The organism is Alteromonas aestuariivivens, from assembly GCF_003367475.1.
Lineage (GTDB): Bacteria > Pseudomonadota > Gammaproteobacteria > Enterobacterales > Alteromonadaceae > Alteromonas > Alteromonas aestuariivivens.
The window spans coordinates 23,122-44,364 of record NZ_QRHA01000001.1; the positions used below are offsets into that span (position 1 = coordinate 23,122).

A 21,243-nucleotide genomic window follows, 5' to 3' on the forward strand; every position below is an offset into this window, starting at 1 on the left:
TTGATAAAATGGCAATGTTTCAACAATAAAGCTGATTGGCCCCAGATGCCAGATCGGGACAAAGCCCGGATGCGGGCGCTGTCATCCGGCCTTGACACAGTGAGCCACACACCCCAAAGCAGTAAGGGCTGAGTCAGGGCGACGTCTGACGCAGGGAGATTGGTTCTTCGTTGAGTACCCTGACTTCCCGCTGAGGGAAGGGGATTTCGATGTTGTGCTTGCGCAGGGTTTCAAACACGATCAGCAGCAAATCACCACCAACCCGGTTTTTACCGTCATCAACACCGTCCATCCAGAATTCAACGAACATGTTTACGCCGGAATCCCCGAAACTGTCGATTTCGCAGTCCGGGCGTTCCTCAAACGGCACATCGTCGCCGCTTATCACCTGCGGATGCTCTGAAACGGCCTCCTTGATGATTTCCACCATGGCCCGAATGTCGGTCTTGTAGGCCACCGAGAAGTCGATGCGATAGCGCTGTTTGGGATCTTTGTGGGTCCAGTTGATGAGAAGTGAGCTGATGAACTTTTCGTTGGGAACCAGGATGTCCTTGCCGTCGTAGGTTTCCAGTACCGCGTAGCGCATTTTAAATTCTCTGACGAACCCCTTGCTGCCATCTTCCAGTTCTACGTAATCTCCGACGGTAAGTGAACGGTCGAGCAATATGATTATGCCGGAGATAAAGTTGGAGGCAATGGTTTGTAAACCCAGTCCAAGACCTACACCCAGAGCTCCGCCAAAGACTGCAAGGGCGGTGAGGTTAACGCCCATAATATTGAGCAGCAACAGAAACGCCAGACAGTAGAGGGCCACTTCGAACAGCTTGGCAAATACTTCACGGGTGGTGATGTCTAGGGCTTTATGATTGCGGATCAAATCCTGGCCGATGGTGTTGGACGCTCTTCCCAGCCAGAACAGCAAAGCGCCAAAAATGAGTACCCGGGTGAGGCCGTAGGCCGAAACCTGCACATTGCCCAGTGAAATGGATATGGACTCCAGAGCTTCTATCACAAACGGAAGCACGCCAACAAGGTGCATAAAAATGATTGGTAAGCCTACCCAGCGCAGGAATATGGCAACGGTGTTACTCTTGATGAATGCCTTGATGCAGGAATTCAGGAATATCATTACCGCGACAACCAGCGCAACATTCAGCAACCACGCATCAAACTGATATTTGTTGCTGAGTACGGTAGAAAGTTTCAGCAGCAAAATGGTGAGAATGGGGAATAAAGCGCCTTTGAGGTTAAAACCGAACGAACGTAAAACATGAGCGCCATCGGCAGGCGGGTTGTTTAAAAAACTGATGCGTTTTTTGAGTTGTGCCGCCAGTAAATAGCCCAGAAGGTAGATCAGTAAGATCACCCCTACCTGTATGGCAAAGTCAACGCTGACAATAGCGTTGCGTACGAGTTTCAAATTCTCTTCCATGAGAATAATCAAATCATCAAATTCCATAGGCACTCAAAGTACAGTTTCGGTTGCCTGTCAAAAAACGCAATTTCGATAAATTGTGTGCTAGCGGGCAACTTTAGTTTTATACAGATTAAGTGCTAATTGGTAAAACTGCCAAAGCTTTTACCCGGGAACTCCCTCAATCTATTTTCCGGCCCCAGTGACTGGATATTCAGCGTCCGTTGTCCAGAGCTTCCAGTTTCTGCAGTACTGACTGCTCGGTTTCAGGGTGAGTCGGGTCTGGCTCGATGCAATCAATCGGGCAGCAGGCGACACACTGGGGCTCATCGTAATGGCCAATGCACTCGGTACAGCGGCTGGCATCAATCTCATACACTGAATCCCCCATTGCAATCGCAGTGTTGGGGCACTCAGGCTCGCACATGTCGCAATTGATGCAGGTTTGCAAAATTTTCAGCGCCATACTCAGCGCACCTCGGTGGCCAGTTCGATTTCAGGCACAAAGCCACTGCGGGTGGTTTGTTGATGGGGCAGATGACGTACCAGGATTACATATAGGGGTTCCACGTCTACCGGTAATTTCACCCATACCTTGTGGCCAGAACCTTTGGCATCGCTGATTTTACAACCCTGAAGATCGCGCATATCCGTGAGTGAAAACGTGTGGTTTCCACCTGGGGTAATGCATTCCAGCCTGTCGCCGAGTACAAATTTATTTTTTACCTCTACCAGGTAGTTGCCGTTGGCATCCTTTTCCAGAACTTCACCCACCAGTTGCTGGGTGGCGCTGACAGAACTGGCGTAATCGTAGTTCTGCAGTTCACTGTGATGTTTGTGGCGTTTGAGAAAGCCTTCGGTGTAGCCGCGGTTAGCCAGGTGTTCAAGCTGGGTATTTAACTGCGGGTTGAACGGGCGGCCGGCCAGGGCATCGTCCATTGCCTGACGATAAATCTGGGCAGTACGGGCGCAGTAGTAAAAGGATTTGGTGCGGCCTTCGATTTTCAGTGAGTCCACGCCGATATCCAGCAATCGTTGTACGTGCTCCACGGCTCTGAGATCCCGCGAGTTAAAAATATAAGTGCCGTGCTCGTCCTCATAGGCTGGCATCAGTTCACCGGGGCGGCCGCCTTCCTGCAACATAAACAAAGGGGAGCTGAGCTGAGCATCGCAATTACCGGGCATGCTGTCCTCATGCACCAGCTGACCCAATTCCACATTGCCTATGGCATCTTCCCGGGCCTCATTGATTTGATACTTCCAGCGACAGGCGTTGGTGCAGGTGCCCTGGTTAGGGTCTCGTTTGTTGATGTAACCCGACAGCAAACAGCGCCCGGAATAGGCCATACACAATGCACCGTGAACAAACACTTCCAGCTCCATATCCGGGCATTGCTGGCGAATTTCTTCAATTTCTTCCAGTGACAGTTCACGGGACAGAATGACGCGGGAAATACCTTGCCGCTGCCAGAATTTTACCGCTGCCCAGTTAACTGCGTTGGCCTGGACCGAAAGATGAATGTTCAGCTCCGGATGAGCGTCCTTTGCCATCATAATCAGGCCAGGGTCTGACATGATCATGGCGTCGGGTGCCAGTTCCACCACAGGGGCGAGATCCTTGAGGAAAGTTTTCAGCTTGCCATTGTGTGGAGCTATGTTATTTACCACATAAAACTGTTTTCCAAGCTGGTGGGCTTCATTGATGGCAACTGCCAGGTTATCGAGATTGAATTCGTTATTGCGCACCCTCAGGGAATAACGTGGCTGGCCGGCATACACTGCGTCTGCACCATAGGCAAAAGCATAGCGCATGTTTTTTAACGATCCGGCGGGGGAGAGAAGTTCAGGCTTTTTCACGATGGTACAAACTGGTCTGGACAAAAAACGGCGCGAGGGTACCAGAACCGGATGTCGCTTTATTTGATCTGGATTAATAAATGACGCTTTTCGCGTAATCGGTCGTCAGTTAATTGGGGCTTTTTCAGGGGCCCAGTTCAGCATTGTGCCGTCCAGCAAAGCGGTTATTTGAATAACGGTAGTCACTGCGGTCTGATAGAACTCGGCATTGATGTGCTGGAAATCATCACTGGGCTGATGGTAGTGCTGATGCACACTGGTACCAAAATAGAGATAGGGGATGTCGGCGCGATCAAAACTGTAGTGGTCACTGGACTTGCGCCAGTTGATTTTCGGGCCTGCCGGTGTCACGCCACTAACCTGGCGGCTGCGGCCTTTTTTAAGCCGCAATTCTTCAGCGCAATGGCCTTGAATATAGTTGGTAAGCCAGTCAGAGAGTGATTGATGGCTGTGTCTTGAGGTGAACGCAAACAGCTCGCCCCGGCGCCCGCCATTACCCAGCATATCCAGATTGATGTTGAGCAAAATGCTGTCGACAGGCACTGGCGGCTCAGCCAGAAAGGCCTGCGAGCCTTTGAGTCCGGCTTCTTCGGCGTCGGTCGCCACAAACACCAGAGAATGTTCGGGTGTATGGGTGGTAAAATACGCTGCCAGCGCCAACAATGCAGAAACGCCCGAAGCGTTATCGTCGGCACCGTTGAATATGCGAGTGCCGCGCCCGCCGATATGATCGTAATGGGCTGTAATAACAATGTAATCTTGCTCGTTAGTTTGGCCCGGTATCCAGCCTACCACGTTGTAGGCGTCAGTCTGGCTGAACCCTCTGGATAATGAAAAACGTTGCAGGTAGCCCGGCTTAAACGGCTCGAGTGAAAGCTGCTTGTAACGTGCCAACAGATAGTTTCGTGCCCGTTCATGCCCTTCAGTTCCGGGTTTTCGTCCGCCCATGACATCAGCAGAAAGGTTGCGCAAATCGGTTATTGCTGAGGCCGTTAGCAGGCTGTAATCCGGCAAACAGCCTGCTGATGCTGAAAAAGACAGCGCGGGAGCGAAAATCAGTAAGGCGGCCAGCTTCAGCATGTTAGTGCGCGTCGGTGAGTTGTACGATGCGGCTGGATGAAAGCACGGTCTGGTTCGGGCCCATTCCTCCGAGGGTAAGCCACTCATCGCCAACCCTGAGCAACCCGCGGTGATCCATGCTGGCCTGCTGGGTGCGTCCAACCTGCCAGGTTTGAGTGGCAACATCAAACGTCCAGATGGCGTGACTGGGCTGTGACGGGCTGCCATTGTAACCAATGCCATCGTAGTTATACGGGTTGGTGGCGCCGCCAACAAACACAATTTCCTGTTCATCTGGGTCGGCCGCAGCGGCCATGCGGTAGCCACTTTGGCCGGTGGGGTGGGCCAGCATTGTCCAGTTTATTTTGTATGGGTCTGCCGAATCGATAACGCCCTTAAAGCAGGCGGTTTCCGCTTCAAAGCCGCGCCGGGCATTGAATTTGGGTACCACCGCAACCCCATCACACACCACCATGGTTTGCCCGCTCAGTGCACCGGCGTGTCCAAATACCGGCTTGCCCAGGTACGGTGACGCCTGCTGCCAACGGTCGGTTTGGGTGTCATACACCTGCACAAGATTGACGTTGCCGTCGTTATGCCAGCCTGAAATCAGGTAGACAAAGCGGTTCTGATAAACCAGGGCGACGGCATCATCCACCGGTACTGGCATCGGTGCCAAGGACTCATACTGTTTTGACAGTGGATTATAGCGGTATACATCCGGGGTACTCACTTCGGTGTGATCCGCCGAAACCGTGTAGCCTCCAAACAGGTATACGTAATTCCCCGCGCCAACCGCAACGGACGCCAGGCGCCCACTGAGTGACTGGCTGGAGGGTACTGAAGGGATTGCCTGCCAGCCCTGGGTGTTTCCCTGCGGGTCGATGATAAGTTGCCATGCCCGGTTGTGAATGTCTTTGTGGGTCTTACCCGCGCCCAGCCCCATAAAACTGAACAGATACTGGTGCTGGTTCAGCCGAAGGCTGGCAACTGCGTTATTGGTAACCGGCTCAGGCAGAGCGGGAAGTGTGGCTGCTTTTGCGTGGCAAGTAAGTATGCTGCCGAACAGAAAGGCAAACAGCTTATTCATGGTGGGGCTCCGGGCAGCAAGTGAGCTGAAGATGGCGCACTTGCGTGAGACAAATACAGTAGTTTTCTACCTATTATCGCTGATAAAGGTGCTTTTTTGCCAGATTGCTGCGTTTAGCTCTGAGCTGAGAGGTTGTGTAAATCCCGAGCAACCTGACGTAAATGACCACGCTTGAACCAGATACAGGCACCCTGAGGGCCGGCGTGGGCTGAAAGTGTGGAATTGACGGGAATGCGCAGCCAGTCGTGTTGTTGCAGGCAGTCTGACTGTTGGTACCATTGTCCGCTGAGCACCAGCACTTCGGCCCCACCCGGTACGCTAAACTGCGCCTTACAACCTGGGTTCCAGTACTGAATACAGACCGATTCAAATTCATCTTCATGCAACAGTAATTGCCGGATACCTGCTGCTTCAGGGGAATCTGCCGGGGTTTCATTTAGGTAATTTACCCGCACCTGGGTTCGGTCGCTGAGATCAAACTGCCACAACTTAACCAGGATCACGCATCCGGGGGCGGAACCGGGAGTATGGCGGGACTGGGGCGGATTGCGCAGGTAACTGCCAACCGGATAATCACCGTGTTCATCCTGAAATACGCCATCGAGTACCAGAATCTCCTCTCCACCAGTATGCACATGGGGTGAAAAGCGGCTGCCGGGAGCGTACTTCACTATCGATGTGGCGCGCGCCACCTCGCCTCCGACCCTGTCCAGTATGCGCCGCTCAACCCCTGGCATGGGAGACGCCTGCCAGGGTTGGATTTGGGTTCGAATCAGAACCCGCTTATCAAAGTTAGCGTTCATACTCATGCTCGGCTCCGGTGTTACAAAAAGCTGGCGATTTCGTCCAGCGACTTCTTATTCAACGCATGGCAGGGAAGCGTTGCATCGTCGGCCGGGTAGCCAGTGACTATCAGCATGTAAGCCCGTTCGTTGTCGGGCCGTTTACAGACTTCGGTCAGAAAGTGCATCGGTTTGGGCGTGTGGGTGAGAGTGGCGAGCCCGGCATTGTGTAAGGCGGTCAGTAACATACCGGTGGCAATGCCAACGGATTCGTGTACGTAATAATTCTGCTTTTGCTCAGAGCTGTCCGGCCCGCCGGTTTTCTGGCTGAAAACCGCAATCAGCCAGGGCGCAATTTCCAGATACGGCTTGTGCGCATCGGTGCCCAAAGGTTTGAGAGCATCCAGCCATTCTTCATTGGCTCCGCCGGAATAGAATTTCTGCTCGTGAGCCTCGGCCTGCTGGCGGATTTGCTGTTTAACCCCCTGAGAATGAATGGCGGCAAAATGCCAAGGCTGGTGGTTGGCGCCGCTGGGCGCAGTGCCGGCCGCTTTAATGCAGTTTTCAATGACCTCACGGGCAACCGGGCGGTCGCTGAATCGGCGAATGCTGTGGCGCCGCTTCATTTGCTGATAGAACGCCTCGGAGCGTGCAAGCATGATGTCTCCGGGGTATTCAATATAGTCCTCCAGTGGAACGGCATCGTGTGGGTGCATGGGGCTTCTCCGGGTTTTTACCAATTGTGGGTAACTGTAAGGGCGAGACACAAAGAAATCCAGCTCAGAGCAGCGGAACTCGTCCTCTCCCTGAGGGAATTTTCTCACTGGATTAAGGCGATTCTGCGAGATTCGCCTATGCTCAAAATAACGGGATGCACCTGTGCAATCCCTCTTACTACCTGCCTTCGGTTGCTGTCATCACCCTGAATTCTCTACGAGAAAAGGCTTACGTCTCCATAAACGCGAGCGCAAATTATGTATACAAAGACATTGGTGGTATTGCTATTTTGCTGTGTTCTTCAGTTAAGTGGCTGTTCTGATCCGCCCGCAACGTCTGCGCCTTCCAGTCGTCCGGTAAAGATTTTTACCGTTGAAGGCTTGGGAAATCAGGCGGTACGAAATTTTCCTGGTCGGGTGCAGGCATCCCGGCGGGCTAACCTTTCTTTTCGCTTACCCGGAGTGGTGGAGGAAATCCTGGTACGCGAGGGTGAGTTTGTGCAGCAGGGGCAGGTGCTTGCACGTCTTGACGACACTGACTACCGGATAGCCATGGAAGATCGTCAGGCAACATTTGACAGTGCGCAAAATAATTATCAGCGGGCCAAAGAACTGATTAACGACGGTGCCATTTCCAGAATGGATTATGACCGGCTCGAGGCCGAGTTTCGCACTGCCCAAGCCGCATTGAATCAGGCCAAAGCAGACCTGGACCATACCGAGCTTAGGGCGCCTTTTGACGGCAACATTGGCAACCGTGAAGTGGAAAACTTTGAAGAGGTTCAGGCTAAACAGACCATCTTTCAGTTTCAGAATCTGAGTCAGCTGGATATTCAGATTGACGTTCCGGAATCTCTGGTTCGCCGAGTCAGGCCGGATGCCAGAGAACGTATGGAAGCAGCCCGAGCGGCGGGTGAAGAACCCAAGGTGGTTGCCATATTCGACGGCCACCCGGATGAGGCATTCCCTCTGCTGTTAAAAGAACTGGCTACCCGGGCTGATCCGCAAACCCAGACATTCAAAACCACCCTTACCATGCCCAAGCCGGAGACATTTCAGGTTTTACCTGGAATGACAGTAAATGTGCGGGTGGATTTGTCGGCACTTTTGCCATCCGATTCCACTAAATGGGTGCCCGTTCGGGCGGTTCAGGCAGACAGTGGCCTTAATCCCCGGGTCTGGAAGCTGGACCCGGATTCGATGACAGTGCAGAGCCTGGCGGTAAAAACCGGCCGTATGAGCGGAGGGCTGGTGGAAATAACCGAAGGCTTACAGGGCGGTGAAGAAATTGTCAGCGTGGGGGCGTCTTATCTTTCCGAGGGCATGCAGGTTACCCGCATGCACCAGAGTGAACAGGCCATTCCCAGAGAGGATGAGCCACTATGAACATTGGCGAGTACTCGGTACGCAGCCCGGTTAACGCCTGGCTGATTGTGGTGATCATGGTGGGCGGTGGGCTGTTGGCGTTTGACAAAATGGGCAAACTCGAAGACCCGCCCTTCACCATCAAACAGGCCAAGGTGATCACCGCCTACCCGGGGGCGACCGCCAGGGAAGTGCAGGATGAAATTACCTATGTACTGGAAGATGCGGTACAAAAGCTGGAGCAGGTCAAACGCATCAGAATGACGGTTTCCCGCCCAGGGAGGTCAGACATTCTGATTGAATTTAAAGACCGCTATCGTTCAGAGGACCTGCCCAACATATTTGATGAACTCAGGCGCAAGATTCAGGATGCCAGGCCTAACCTGCCGCCCGGTGCTTCGGCTCCGATGGTGTTTGATGATTTTGGTGACGTATATGGTATTTACGCCACACTGACTGGCGACGGCTACAGCTGGCGGGATTTGTACGACACCGCCGATGCCATCAAGAAGCAACTGGTGCTGGTGCCTGGCGTACGTAAGGTGGTGATTGACGGCGATCAGGAAGAAGTGGTGTACATTGATCTTTCCCGCTCGGTGATGGCGGAACTCGGAATAGGCCTGGACGACGTGAGCGGCTTACTGGCCACCCAGAATATCGTTATCAACTCCGGCCAGGTCAGTGTGGGTGAAGATTATCTGCGCATCCAGCCCACCGGCGAATTCCGTTCGGTCCAGGAAATGGGCGACATCATGCTGCCCACAGGCGACCAGACTCTGGTCCGGCTGCGTGACATCGCCACCATCACTCGGGCGTACCGTGAAGTGCCCGCCAAGCTGTATTACGCCAACGGTAAGCCGGGGCTCAGTATTGGCATTTCCATGCTGGGCGGCGAAAACGTGGTGGATGTGGGGCAGCGGCTGGAGCAAAAAATTCAAACTCTGTTGCCGATCATTCCGGTTGGCATGGAGGCGCTAATGACTTACAACCAGCCGGTGGAAGTGTCCAGGTCGGTGGGGGGCTTCATTACCAGTGTCGGCCAAGCGGTTGCCATTGTGATTGTGGTGTTACTGCTGTTTATGGGCATTCGGGTTGGCATCATCATCGGAACCGTATTGCTGATTACGGTGGCCGGAACCCTGTTCATAATGAGTATTTATGGCATTGAACTGCAGCGGATATCGCTGGGTGCGCTGGTCATAGCGCTGGGGATGCTGGTGGATAACGCCATTGTAGTGGCTGAAGGGATGATGGTGCGTATGAATGCCGGCATGTCCGCCGCGAAGGCGGCCGGAGAAACGGTCGGTAAAACAATCTGGGCACTGTTGGGCGGTACCCTGATTGGCATTCTGGCCTTCTCTGCGATTGGCATGTCGCCGGACAATACCGGTGAGTTTGCCGGGTCGCTGTTTTACGTGATCATGATATCCCTGAGTCTGAGCTGGCTGACAGCGGTGAGCACCACCCCCGCATTGTGTCGGTTGTTACTCAAGTCTTCGTCTGGGGAATCGTCCGGGCAAGCTTACGACGCCAAGGCCTTCCGGATTTATCGCAGCCTGCTGATCGGGGCGGTGCGGGTACGCTGGGTAACCATAAGCACGGTAGTAGGCTTGTGGGTACTGGCCATCATCGGGTTTGGTTATACCAAGTCCGGCTTTTTCCCCGATGCCAATACGCCGATGTTTTTTGTCGATCTCTATACCCCGGAAGGGGCGGATTTACGCAGCACACGCGAAAAAGCGCTGCAAGTCAGCGAATTCCTTCGTGAGCAGCCGGGTGTGGTGCAGACCTCTACGGTTATTGGCGGCCCCCATCTGCGTTTTACCCTGGTGTACGATTCCAAAGAGATGTCGGCGTCCTACGCTCAGGTGATAGTTAAAACCGAGGATAAATCGCAAATACCAGAGGTTCAGGCGGCGGTATCCGCCTTTATGGCGCAGCAGTTACCTGAACTTAACCCCATTATCAAAAACCTTCGTATCGGCCCCGGGCGGGATGCCAAAATCGAAGCCCGCTTTTCCGGCCCGGATACCGAAATCCTGCGCCAGCTGGCTGAGCAGGCCAAGGCCATTCTGCGCGCGGATGCAGATTCGCAGGATGTACGTGATGACTGGCGTAACCCGGTCAAGGTGGTTACGCCAGTGTTCAATGAGCAGGTTGGGCGGCAGTTGGGGGTAACCCGTGAAGATCTCAGTGATGCACTGCGTTATGCCTTCGAAGGGCGACCAGTGGGAACCTATCGTGACGGCATCAACCTGCTGCCCATCCTGATGCGGGCGCCGCCGGAAGAGCGAATTGATATTGACCGCCTGCAGGATGCCCAAGTGTGGAGCCCGGTATTGAATCGCGCGGTTCCGGCCGCACAGCTTATTTCGGCCTACGACACCGGATGGGAAAATGCCGTGTTGCGCAGCCGCGACCGGCAGCTGACCATTATCGCCTCCGCCAATCCGGTTAACGGCTCAGCGGACGGGTTACTGTCACGGGTTCGCCCACTGATTGAATCCATACCCTTACCTGCGGGTTACCAACTGGCCTGGGGCGGTGAATACGAAGATTCGGTGAACGCCCAGGCCGGTCTGGCCAGTTCGCTGCCAATGGGTTTTGTATTGATGATCCTGACCAGCATTTTTCTGTTTGGAGCTTTGCGACAGCCGGCCATTATCTGGCTGACGGTGCCGCTGGCGGCAATCGGGGTTACTGCTGGTTTGCTTTTGGTGGGCGGAGCGTTTGATTTTATGTCCTTGCTGGGTGCATTGTCGCTGGTTGGGCTGCTGATTAAAAATGCCATTGTGCTGATAGAGGAGATTGACCAGCAAATTGCTTCGGGCCAGCCGCGGTTTGATGCGCTGGTGGAAGCATCGGTGAGCCGAATGCGGCCAGTCGTGCTGGCGGCGGCGACCACTATATTAGGGCTTATCCCGCTGTTGTCTGATGTGTTTTTTGTCAACATGGCGGTAACTATGATGGGCGGGCTGGGGTTTGCAACGGTACTCACATTAATTGTTGTGCCAACCCTGTACGCGATTTTCTTTGGTATTAAAATGTCTGAAAGTAATAAAAATGCTGGCTTGCAGACCGTTGGACATACCCCTGGGGCTTTATAAACCAGGGGGAAGCCTATTACCGATTGAGTTCAGTCAACCCTGAATTCCGCTGTCTGATGAAAATAGATTGAAAAATAACCTGGCAGACACCAGGAAAGGGTGTTACCATAGCTCTGCCTTTGGAAGGTTCTATTGTAATTTGATCACTGCTTCTTCTTCCGTTCGTCCATTGTTAGTCCCCTCGCGCGATTCACAGTAAGACCGTTACCGATTATTAAGCCTGCTACAAACCAGATAGCCCTTCAGTGCAAAACCAGGTTGCTTGGCAACCATAATTATTTTATTTCTTAAGGATTTATCCATGTCTACAACAGGTACCGTAAAGTGGTTCGATGAAACTAAAGGTTTCGGTTTTATCTCTCCAGCTGATGGAAGCAAAGACGTTTTTGTTCATTTTCGCGCGATCAAATCAGAAGGCTTCCGCACTCTGAACGAAGGTCAAAGCGTACAATTCGTTGTCGAGCAAGGCAACAAAGGCCCACAAGCGGCCGACGTGGTAGTACTGTAAACTGCCACATTATCTTAGGCAGGCGCGCACTGCGCCTGCTCTTAAATCAAAAATTCTTCCACTGTCCGAATCTTTCCCGCCAATTGAGGTGTCCATGTCGTTTTCTCAGTTGGGGCTTTCCGCTCCAATACTAAAAGCCATTGCAGCGCAAGGTTATCAAACTCCGTCCCCGATTCAGCAGCAGGCAATTCCTGCCATCATGACGGGCAAAGACGTACTGGCTGCCGCCCAAACTGGCACGGGAAAAACTGCTGGCTTTTCGTTGCCGTTATTGCAGCGTCTGTCAGAGGGGCCTAAAACTTCTGCCAACTGTATACGGGCATTGATATTAACTCCAACCCGCGAGCTTGCTGCACAGGTTGAACAGAATGTCCGCGAGTTCTGTGAGTTTCTACCACTGAAAAGCGCAGTAGTGTTCGGCGGTGTGGGCATCAACCCACAAATGAAACGGTTGCGTAGCGGTGTGGATGTATTGATAGCTACACCAGGCCGTTTGCTGGACTTATATCAGCAAAACGCCGTTAAATTTCACCAGCTTGAAGTGCTGGTTCTGGATGAAGCAGACCGCATGCTTGACATGGGCTTTATTCATGACATTAAGCGAATTCTAAAACTGTTGCCTAGTTCGCGACAGTCGTTACTGTTTTCCGCCACATTTACCCCTAAGGTCACTGCGCTGGCGGAATCTCTGACCAAGGACCCGATTAAGCTGTCTACTGCTCCGGCCAATACCACGGTGGATAAAATTGATCAGCGTCTGGTGGCACTGGATCGCAATCGTAAAATTCCGGCTCTGATAGCGCTCATTAAGCAGCACAACTGGAAGCAGGCACTGGTATTCAGTCGTACCAAGCACGGGGCTAATCGAATTGCCAGTAAACTCGAAGCGGCAGGTATTCCCAGTGCCGCGATTCACGGCAACAAAAGCCAGGGTGCGCGCACCAAAGCGCTGGCCGAATTCAAGAGCGGTGACATCAACGTGCTGGTAGCAACCGATATTGCTGCCCGCGGCATTGATATCAGTGAGCTGCCGGTAGTGGTGAATCTGGATTTGCCAAACACTGCTGCGGATTACGTACACCGAATTGGCCGTACCGGTCGCGCAGGTGCCAGTGGGCAGGCCTGGTCACTGGTCAGCGCTGATGAACTACAGCAACTGAAAGACATTGAAACGCTGATCCAGCAGTTGTTGCCGAGGGAGACCTTGTCTGGGTTTGAGCCACAGTTGTCGCTGGCCGAGACAACACTGTCGGCGCCGAAAAAACCGAAAAAACCGAAGAAGCCTAAAATGAGTGCAGGTGCTTCTGACAATGTTCGTGCCGGAAAACCGGGCGAGGGCGGCAATCATCGTCGCAAACCCTCCAACCGGGCACCCCGTGCGAATACCCAGCGTCGCAGCCATTCGGGCAACAGAAGCGCTGTACCTGCGTAAAGATTAAGGCCGGGAACTGTTTACTTACGCAGTTCCCGCCGTAGGATTTTGCCCACGCTGGACTTGGGCAGTTCCTCTACAATGCGCACTGTTTTCGGAACTTTATAGCCGGTCAGCTGTTGACGGCAAAACTCGATGAGCGTTGCTTCGTTTGCTTCGCCACGGGGCGTAACGTAGGCAATCACTTTTTCTCCGCTGCGTTCGTCAGCCTCTCCAATCACCGCAGCTTCCAGCACTGTGGGGTGTTTTACCAGCACTTCTTCCACTTCATTCGGGTACACGTTGAATCCTGAAACAATGATCATGTCTTTAAGACGATCAATTATTTTGATCCGGCCATCGGGTAACCGCAAGCCAACGTCACCGGTTTTAAAGTAACCCTCTGCTGTCAGGGCTTTGGCCGTTTCTTCTGGCATCTGCCAGTAACCTTTCATTACCTGCGGGCCTTTGGCCACCAGTTGCCCGGCCTGCCCATCGGCGACAGGCTGGTCGTTGTCGTCCCAGAATTGTATGTCGGTGTTTTCCACCGCTCGGCCCACCGAGCCAATCTGTTGATCGCCGGGTTGGTTGAGTGCCAGTACCGGTGAAGTTTCAGACAAGCCGTAACCTTCGCAGACCATGCAGCCGGTGATGCTTTGCCACAATTCCGCCGCGGTTGAGGTCAGCGCGGTACCGCCGGAAATGGTCAGCCTAAACTGGCTGAAATCCAGCTGTTTAAACTCCGGGCTGCTGCACAGGCCCACAAACAGAGTATTCAGGCCGGCAAAGCCGGTAATGCGGTGAGGGCGAAGGGCCTCGATAGATCCGCTTATGTCTCTGGGATTGGGGATCAGAATGCTGTGATTGCCCCTTGATGCGAAGATAACTGTCGACACCAGAAAGGCATAGATGTGGTAAAGCGGCAGAGGGCAGACAAACACCTCCTTGGCCTCCCGGCAACAATCCCCGAGAACATCGGCAGTTTGAATGGCGTTGGCAATCAGGTTTCTATGGGTGAGCTGAGCGCCTTTGGAGACACCGGTTGTGCCGCCGGTGTATTGCAGCGCTGCAAGGTCATCGAGCTGGCTTTCCGCTGGTGTCAGCGGTACAGCCCCTCCTAGGGCTAGGGCCTGATTGAACGCCACGCCCAGCCCAGGGCTGGCAGACGTATCGGCGAAGAGCAAATCCGTGGCCCGGGTCACAACAATATGTTCAATACCGGTTTGCGGCAGTATGCCTTCAAGTTTCTCAACCAGGTCTTCGAGAATCACAATGGCCTTGGCACCGGAATCATTAAACTGATGCAGCATCTCCCGTGGAGTGTAAAGTGGGTTGGTGTTGACGATGATAAGGCCCGCCCGCAGTGCCGCGTAAACAGCGATGGGATACTGGATCAGGTTGGGCAGCTGAATGGCTATGCGGTCGCCCGGCTGCAGCCCCAGAGACTGGAAATAGGCAGCCAGGTCAGAGGCTTTCTGATCGATTTGGCCGAATGTCAAGGTTTGGCCCAAACAGCTAAAGGCGGGGCGCTGGGAGTGACGCTCAAAAGCCCGGTTTAGAAAATGGTTCAAGTTCTGATACTGAGAGAGCTCTGCCAGCATAGGTACCTCGTTATTTTGATTAACAGCGAAATTTCTGAATCTTTACTCAGATGAGTCGCGGGCGACTATCCGCCCGAGAAGTCGTAGTGAGCTTTGGGCTTGATGTAATGAGGAGTAATGTCCTGCGCTTCGGCAGCCGCCAGCATCACCTGTTCTATCCAGCCGGCATCCATAATGTTGACGAAGTTGCCGTTCTCATCAAAGTTGATGTTGGCACCGTTGACCACCATAAAGGTGTCGGTCAGGCCCTCATTACTCTGTGGTGTGTGAAATGTGTGAATAGATCCGCCGGGTTCGAAAAGATAACTGCCTGCAACCTGCTTGTCTTCAGGGTACTCGATGTAGTGCCAGCACCCGCTCAGGGTATAAAGGTGAACGATGCCGGTATGAAAATGCTTTGGTAGTGTGACTCCGGGCTCAAATTGTACCCGTAATACCCACAAGCCATTTTCGGTATCCAGTACCAGCGGGTACAAATGCACACCTGGAAGTACGTTTTGAATCAGTTTTTCTTGTTCTGTATGCACGCAAAGCAGGTGTTCCAGATGATTCACCATGTCTGGTAAAGGCATAATTGTTCCCCTTAAATCCAATTGATATTCAGTTGCTAAATGGTCTGTTCCGGTTTACCTGCCGGCGTTTGCTACCTACAGACACCGGCTTATATCGCAAATTTAAAACGGTTCCAGTTCGCCGCTGCGCCAGGGTTCGATGATGACTTTAATGTGGTCGTTGGGCTTCATCAGAGTGTCAAACGCGGCACTGACGCCATCGATGCCGACTTTTCCGGTACACATTGCCTGCCAGTCAATTTTTCCTTCAACAATATTCTCAAGCGACTCGGCAAATTCTTCCGGTGAGTAGTAATAGGAGAACCGAATGTCCATTTCCTTGACCGTGGCATAACCAAAATTCACCTTGCTTTCCGCGGTATGAATACCGGTAATGATCAAGGTGGAATGGGCAGGTGCGCGCTCGATAAAGCCATTGATGAGTTGGTGAATACCTACGCATTCAAAGATGACCACGCGGTTACCCGCGGCAAGTTCGCTGGCTATCCTGACCTCGTCATCCTGGGTGGGATCAACACAGTGCGTGGCGCCAAATTCCATGGCGCTGTCGCGCTTTGATGCCTGCGGATCCGACGCCACAATGTGTTTTACGCCCTGAAGTTTCAGAGCCGCAATGGCAGCCAGCCCAATTGGACCGCAACCTGCTACCAGCGCCACTTCGTTGTGGTGCATGGTGGCGCGATTGACCGCGTGCAGGCCCACTGCCAACGGTTCTGTAATGGCCGCAGCTGCGGCGGGTAAATCATCGGGAACTGGCAGTAACAGAGCTTCATCCACAATAAAGTATTCAGAGTAAGCCCCATGCAAACCGGGAGTTACGCCTACACCCGCACCGCCCATGGTGGCCAGAACAGGTACGCAGGTTACACGGCTGCCAATCGCAAACTTGCCTTCGGTTTGTGGGCCGTAATGGTCCACTTCGGCACAAAATTCATGGCCCAGCCTGACCTCCGGCTGGTCATCGGCGTCCTGTGGCATGATTCCCATCTTTTTGTATATGCCAAATACTTCACTGCTGTGACGGGTGATATGCAAATCTGAACCGCAGATGCCGCAAGCCAGGCTTTTTACTCGCACCTGACCAGGGCCTGGTGTGGGTAAGTCGATGTCAGACTCGTAGATTTTTCCACCTTGCATGGCAATGGATTTCATAGAAGTCATATTTGTAGTCCCGAAGTGTGTTGCGGCAGATTCGTCGTTTGTCCAGGTACTGAGCCATTCGCAACGTTCAGTTAGTTATGGCTTAACATCATAGTTACAAAACAGGTTGTTCACATGGCATAATGCGACACATTAATGTTTGAATGCGACATTGAGGGTGAATTGTGCAGTACTTTGTGCGAATGGGGGCGTTGGATGGGTTTACGGATTTGCTCGATCAGATGGGAGTAGACCCCTTTGCCCTGATGGCTCGGGTGGACCTTTTACCCGCGCAGAGTAAAGACCCCGACCTGATGATCCCTTACCTCAAGGTAGCCAATTTACTTGAATTTACCGCTCAGGAGCTGAATCAGCCCTGCATAGGGGCCAGGATCAGCCGTTTCCAGGGGCTCTCTTCGGTGGGGTTGCTGGGTGCCTTCATGGCGCAGCAGCCTACAATTGGGCTTGCGCTTAGTTGTGCCGGAAGGTTTGCCGCCATGCACGCGCAGGGGGTTGAGCTGAAGCTTAACCGCCTGACTCCTGAGGAATGCGAGCTAACAACGCAACTGAAAATCAACGCGCATCAGCAGTATCCCCAATTGGCGTTTTTGAGCTTGGGGTTACTGGAACGGATCGTTGCTGAAATGGCGGGCAACCTGTGGCGACCGCACAGAGTCTGTTTGCGGCAAAGGCTAAAACCGCTGGCTTGTCAGGCGTTGGAAGAGATCCTTGGTTGTAAGGTGGAGTCAGGCTGTCATAGTGACAGCCTGGTGTTTGCCAGTTCGCTGTTGGAGACGAAGCCGCACCAGCCGGCTGACCTGCTCGAGCGCATCATAAAAAAGCAGTTTCAGCAAAGCCAGATGAGCCAGACTGATCCCAGGCGTTTGATTCGTCACGCCATTAACGTGCTGTTACCGACAGGAGACTGCAGTAAGGAAAGCATCGCTGCCAGCCTGGACATGCACCCGAAGAAACTCGAACGCCTGCTGGCGAAGCAGGGCTCCACTTACCGTCAGTTGCTGGATGAGACCCGTAAAGGCATTGCCCTGCGCACCCTGGAAAGCAGCACCATGCCGATGCTCACCTTGGCTCTGAATTTGGGATATGCCGATTTCTCTGCTTTCAGTCGCAGTTTCAAGCGCTGGACCGGATTACCGCCCAGCGCCTATCTGAAAATAAGGCAGGCGCCAGGGTAAAGAGCCATGAGCCCAACGCTTTTGGGAGCAAATGTGCCCGGCTAACGGGCATCCGAAGGCGCGTATCTTTGCAGCCAGTGTGCATAGGAGGCAGGCAATACCGAGGACGGTTCTTCCTTGCCCAGCTTTTGCGCCGCGTAATAGGCCCAGTGTGGGTTAGTCAGGTGCATACGCCCCACCATCACCACGTCCAACTGGCCGTTTTCTACGGTTTGGTTGGCAAGCTCGGGAGTATCCACTCCCCACGCTGTCGCGACCGGGATCTGAGCTTCCTTTTTGACCCGTTCGGCAATGGGGGCCAAAAATGCCGGGCCCCAGGGAATGCTGGCGTCAGGGATGTTAAAGCCCACACTTACGCTGACAAAGTCTGCGCCCTGCTGTTTGAAGCGTTTAATGAGCTCGATGGATTCGGACAGGGTCTGCTCGTCATCGCCGTCGTATTCGATCACACCAAAGCGCACGGTGAGCGGAAGGTTGTCGGGCCAGACTTCACGCACCGCTGCCAGGGTTTCGAGCAGGAATCGGCTGCGACCTTCAAAGTCACCACCATATTGGTCACTGCGCTGGTTGGCATGCCTGGAAAAAAAGCTTTGTGCCAGATAGCCATGGGCAAAATGCAGTTCCAGCCATTCATAACCAGCCTTTCGTGCCCGCTGGGCAGCAGCGACAAAATCCTGTTTCACCCGCTCAATGTCGGCCAGGGCCATTGCCGTGGGCGTGCGGGGCAGGTGTGCGCCAAATGGTACGGCCGACGGACCAATGGGTTGCCAGCCTGCGGGGTCGTTTTCTGCAATATGATCGTCGCCGTCCCACGGGCGGTGAGCGCTGGCTTTGCGCCCCGCATGAGCAAGCTGGATACCGGCCACCGCACCTTGATCCTTAATACGCTGGGCAATATCACTCAGGCCCTCAATGTGTTCATCTTTCCACAGGCCCACGCAATTGGGCGTTATGCGCCCTTCTGGTGAAACTGCGGTGGCTTCAACGATCACCAGGCCAGCACCGCCACGGGCAAAACCGGCGTAATTGGCTTGGTGCCACTGGTTTACAAAGCCGTCTTCGGCCTGATACTGGCACATGGGCGGTACCGCAATACGGTTGCGCAGGGTAACGTCTTTGAGGGTAAAGGGTTCAAACAGAGCGGGCATACCAATGGTGCTCCTCGTATATTCAATCATTGAAGAAAAACAAACGCTTCGGGTGGCGTGTTTGCTCACCCGAAACGGTAATTGGATTTATGGCTAGGCTGCCAAAGTCAGGATCTGGCGGGCTTTATCCAGGTCAATATCGCCGTGTTCACCCAGAGCGGTCATGCCGTTACGCTCGAGGTTGGCCACGATGTTGTCAATGCTGGACTCGGCAATGCTGTGATCTGACAGGCGGGTTGCAACCTGCATGCTTTCAAAGAAATCCTGCACTGCTTTAATGGTCAAATCGATGCGTTCATCCTCGCTACCGTTATCGATTCCAAATACCCGCTCACCCAATTGTAAAATCTTGACCTTTTTCTGGTCGCGCTGAACGTACATTAAGGCGGGCAGCACAATTGCCAGAGTAACGGCATGGTCCAGGCCGTGCAGAGCCGTCAGCTCGTGGCCAATCATATGGGTAGACCAGTCCTGTGGAACCCCTTTTCCAATCAGGCCATTTAAGGCCATGGTGGCAGACCACATCACGTTGGCGCGCACGTCATAGTCGGTTGGGTGATCGAGTGCCAGTGGGCCAACCTCAATCAGGGTTTGCAGAATGCCTTCGGCAAAGCGGTCCTGCAGCGGCGCGTTGACCGGGTAGGTGAGATACTGCTCAATCACATGCACAAAGGCGTCCACAACACCGTTGGAAATCTGGCGGGCTGGCAGCGAATAGGTAAATTCCGGGTCCAGCACAGCAAATTGAGGTTGCAGGCTTTCTGACGAGAATGGCAGTTTTTGCGCGGTTTCCTTGCGGGTCACCACAGAATTGCCATTGCTTTCAGAACCGGTGGCCGGCAGAGTCAGTACCGCGCCTACCGGTAATGGGTTTTCAAAGCTCGCACCTTTGGTCAGGATATCCCACGTGTCACCGTCAAAATTAACCGCTGCCGCGATGAATTTTGCCCCGTCAATGACGCTGCCACCACCAACGGCAAGGATGAAATTCACTTCAGTTTCCCGTGCAACACGCACCGCTTTCATCAGGGTTTCGAATTCCGGGTTGGGCTCAACACCAGCAAATTCGACTACTTCGATGCCTTCGAGTGCAGTAACAACCTGCTCATACACACCGTTTTGCTTGATGGAGCCGCCGCCGTACAGGAACAGGACTTTGGCTTCCTTGGGTAAGCGCGCCGGAACTTCACTCAGCTGGCCTTTACCGAACAGGATTTCAGTTTGATTTTTATAGGTGAAATTCAACATGGTTTTTGTTCCCTTGTGAGTTAATTCGATGCCGCGCATTCTAGAGGCTTTGTGAAATGCGCAGAAGTCAGATAACTTTGGTATAGGTATCAGAAATCTGATGGATGAATTGAAATGTCCTATCTTACCCAGCTTAAAACCTTTGTTGAGGTGTACCGTAGTGGCAACATTACCCGCGCTGCAACCAACCTCAATATGTCGCAACCGGCGGTAACGTCGCACATACAGACCATGGAAGCCATCGTCGGCAAGCCATTATTTGTGCGCAAGCCCCGAGGGGTGGAACCGACCCCGGTAGCGGACGACCTGGCTCTGCAGGTGTCTTCGCATATTGACATTCTGGAGCAGAAGGTGGCATCCATCCGCAGCCGCGCGTCAACCCTGCATGGTGTGCTGCACCTTGCGGGCCCTGCCGAGTATCTGAGTCTGGTGGCGGGCCCGCAACTGGCCAACCTGTTGCAGGCGGATCAGATCAATCTGGTGGTACACACCGGCAGTAAGCGCCAGATTTATCAGTATCTGGAGCAGGATGTGGCAGAGCTGGCGATCACCGCATCCGTCCCGGATGTGCGCATGTACGAATACCAGCACCTGGACAAGGAGCGCTTGTTACTGGTGATGAACCGCATACAGGGGCGGGCGCTGGCTGAACGGCAGATCACCGCAGAAGTGCTGAATCAGTACAAGGTAGTGGCGTACGATGAGCAGCTACCGCTGGTGCGAACGTATTTTAATGCAGTATTCAGTGCATCCTGTCAGTCACCCATTGCCGCCATGTGCCCGGACATTCGTACATTAAGTAGCATTGTGCGGGCCGGAATTGGTTACTCGGTACTGCCGGATTATTTGTGCAAAGAGGGCATTGAGCGCGGTGAGCTTATTCAGCTCGGGCCAACCGGGCCGCAAAATGACATTTATCTGGTGTGGAAGAAAGGTGCCTTGCGCCACCCCAGAATCGCCTTCGCCAAAGATGTGATCAGCGCTTTCGCCAACCTTAATGCGCTGTCCTTTCAGCGCTGACGTTAAGGC

The 21,243-nt window shown here is 53.5% G+C and carries 18 protein-coding genes; 6 read left to right on the forward strand and 12 right to left on the reverse strand.

Translation table 11 applies throughout. The annotated features are described in order from the left end of the window. Positions 1-133: 133 nt before the first annotated feature. The 7 genes from DXV75_RS00090 to DXV75_RS00120 all read right to left on the reverse strand — a co-directional run bounded on the left by DXV75_RS00090 (position 134) and on the right by DXV75_RS00120 (position 6,918). Positions 134-1,459, reverse strand: coding sequence for a mechanosensitive ion channel family protein (locus DXV75_RS00090; RefSeq protein ID WP_115591198.1), 1,326 nt, complete (start codon positions 1,457-1,459; stop codon positions 134-136). A gap of 169 nt (positions 1,460-1,628) precedes the next feature. Next, positions 1,629-1,880 (reverse strand): YfhL family 4Fe-4S dicluster ferredoxin, encoded by a 252-nt coding sequence (locus tag DXV75_RS00095; RefSeq protein WP_115591199.1) that lies wholly within the window; start codon positions 1,878-1,880, stop codon positions 1,629-1,631. 2 nt (positions 1,881-1,882) lie between these two features. Continuing rightward, a complete protein-coding gene (gene trhP, locus DXV75_RS00100; protein ID WP_425451665.1) occupies positions 1,883-3,226 on the reverse strand; it encodes a prephenate-dependent tRNA uridine(34) hydroxylase TrhP in 1,344 nt (447 codons plus the stop codon). 150 nt (positions 3,227-3,376) lie between these two features. Then, positions 3,377-4,351 carry a M28 family peptidase gene (locus DXV75_RS00105; protein ID WP_181898308.1) on the reverse strand — a complete coding sequence of 325 codons (975 nt, stop codon included), beginning with the start codon at positions 4,349-4,351 and terminating at the stop codon, positions 3,377-3,379. Position 4,352: 1 nt separating this feature from the next. Further along, the gene (locus tag DXV75_RS00110; RefSeq protein WP_115591202.1) at positions 4,353-5,420 is read right to left on the reverse strand and encodes a Kelch repeat-containing protein; all 1,068 of its coding nucleotides are present in this window, start codon (positions 5,418-5,420) and stop codon (positions 4,353-4,355) included. 113 nt (positions 5,421-5,533) lie between these two features. Beyond that, on the reverse strand, positions 5,534-6,229 hold the full coding sequence (locus DXV75_RS00115; protein ID WP_115591203.1) for a cupin domain-containing protein: 696 nt from the start codon (positions 6,227-6,229) through the stop codon (positions 5,534-5,536). Positions 6,230-6,243: 14 nt separating this feature from the next. After that, positions 6,244-6,918, reverse strand: coding sequence for a nitroreductase family protein (locus tag DXV75_RS00120; RefSeq protein WP_115591204.1), 675 nt, complete (start codon positions 6,916-6,918; stop codon positions 6,244-6,246). 258 nt (positions 6,919-7,176) lie between these two features. On the opposite strand from DXV75_RS00120, the gene DXV75_RS00125 reads away from it, so the two are divergent. The 4 genes from DXV75_RS00125 to DXV75_RS00140 all read left to right on the forward strand — a co-directional run bounded on the left by DXV75_RS00125 (position 7,177) and on the right by DXV75_RS00140 (position 13,330). Then, positions 7,177-8,304: an efflux RND transporter periplasmic adaptor subunit gene (locus DXV75_RS00125; protein WP_115591205.1), complete on the forward strand. Its 1,128-nt coding sequence runs from the start codon at positions 7,177-7,179 to the stop codon at positions 8,302-8,304. Continuing rightward, a complete protein-coding gene (locus DXV75_RS00130; protein WP_115591206.1) occupies positions 8,301-11,390 on the forward strand; it encodes an efflux RND transporter permease subunit in 3,090 nt (1,029 codons plus the stop codon). Before DXV75_RS00125 ends, DXV75_RS00130 begins: the two co-directional genes overlap by 4 nt. A 301-nt stretch (positions 11,391-11,691) precedes the next feature. Continuing rightward, positions 11,692-11,898 (forward strand): transcription antiterminator/RNA stability regulator CspE, encoded by a 207-nt coding sequence (gene cspE, locus DXV75_RS00135; RefSeq protein ID WP_115591207.1) that lies wholly within the window; start codon positions 11,692-11,694, stop codon positions 11,896-11,898. A gap of 94 nt (positions 11,899-11,992) precedes the next feature. Then, positions 11,993-13,330 carry a DEAD/DEAH box helicase gene (locus DXV75_RS00140; protein WP_115591208.1) on the forward strand — a complete coding sequence of 446 codons (1,338 nt, stop codon included), beginning with the start codon at positions 11,993-11,995 and terminating at the stop codon, positions 13,328-13,330. 20 nt (positions 13,331-13,350) lie between these two features. Here the strand turns inward: DXV75_RS00140 and DXV75_RS00145 are convergent, their stop codons facing one another. The 3 genes from DXV75_RS00145 to DXV75_RS00155 form a co-directional block, all read right to left on the reverse strand. Next, positions 13,351-14,910: an AMP-binding protein gene (locus DXV75_RS00145; protein ID WP_115591209.1), complete on the reverse strand. Its 1,560-nt coding sequence runs from the start codon at positions 14,908-14,910 to the stop codon at positions 13,351-13,353. A gap of 65 nt (positions 14,911-14,975) precedes the next feature. Continuing rightward, positions 14,976-15,482 (reverse strand): 2,4'-dihydroxyacetophenone dioxygenase family protein, encoded by a 507-nt coding sequence (locus DXV75_RS00150; RefSeq protein WP_115591210.1) that lies wholly within the window; start codon positions 15,480-15,482, stop codon positions 14,976-14,978. A 102-nt stretch (positions 15,483-15,584) separates the two neighbouring features. Beyond that, on the reverse strand, positions 15,585-16,643 hold the full coding sequence (locus DXV75_RS00155; protein ID WP_115591211.1) for a zinc-binding dehydrogenase: 1,059 nt from the start codon (positions 16,641-16,643) through the stop codon (positions 15,585-15,587). A 164-nt stretch (positions 16,644-16,807) separates the two neighbouring features. Here DXV75_RS00155 and DXV75_RS00160 point away from each other — a divergent pair, with 164 nt between their 5' ends. Further along, positions 16,808-17,818, forward strand: a complete 1,011-nt coding sequence (locus DXV75_RS00160; RefSeq protein WP_147291773.1) for an AraC family transcriptional regulator — start codon at positions 16,808-16,810, stop codon at positions 17,816-17,818. Between the two features lie 41 nt (positions 17,819-17,859). Here the strand turns inward: DXV75_RS00160 and DXV75_RS00165 are convergent, their stop codons facing one another. Together DXV75_RS00165 and DXV75_RS00170 are read right to left on the reverse strand one after the other, a co-directional pair. Then, the gene (locus DXV75_RS00165; RefSeq protein WP_115591213.1) at positions 17,860-18,966 is read right to left on the reverse strand and encodes an NADH:flavin oxidoreductase/NADH oxidase; all 1,107 of its coding nucleotides are present in this window, start codon (positions 18,964-18,966) and stop codon (positions 17,860-17,862) included. 93 nt (positions 18,967-19,059) lie between these two features. After that, positions 19,060-20,214, reverse strand: coding sequence for an iron-containing alcohol dehydrogenase (locus DXV75_RS00170; RefSeq protein WP_115591695.1), 1,155 nt, complete (start codon positions 20,212-20,214; stop codon positions 19,060-19,062). Positions 20,215-20,328: 114 nt separating this feature from the next. Here DXV75_RS00170 and DXV75_RS00175 point away from each other — a divergent pair, with 114 nt between their 5' ends. After that, positions 20,329-21,234, forward strand: coding sequence for a LysR family transcriptional regulator (locus tag DXV75_RS00175; protein WP_115591214.1), 906 nt, complete (start codon positions 20,329-20,331; stop codon positions 21,232-21,234). The last annotated feature ends 9 nt before the right edge of the window (positions 21,235-21,243 follow it).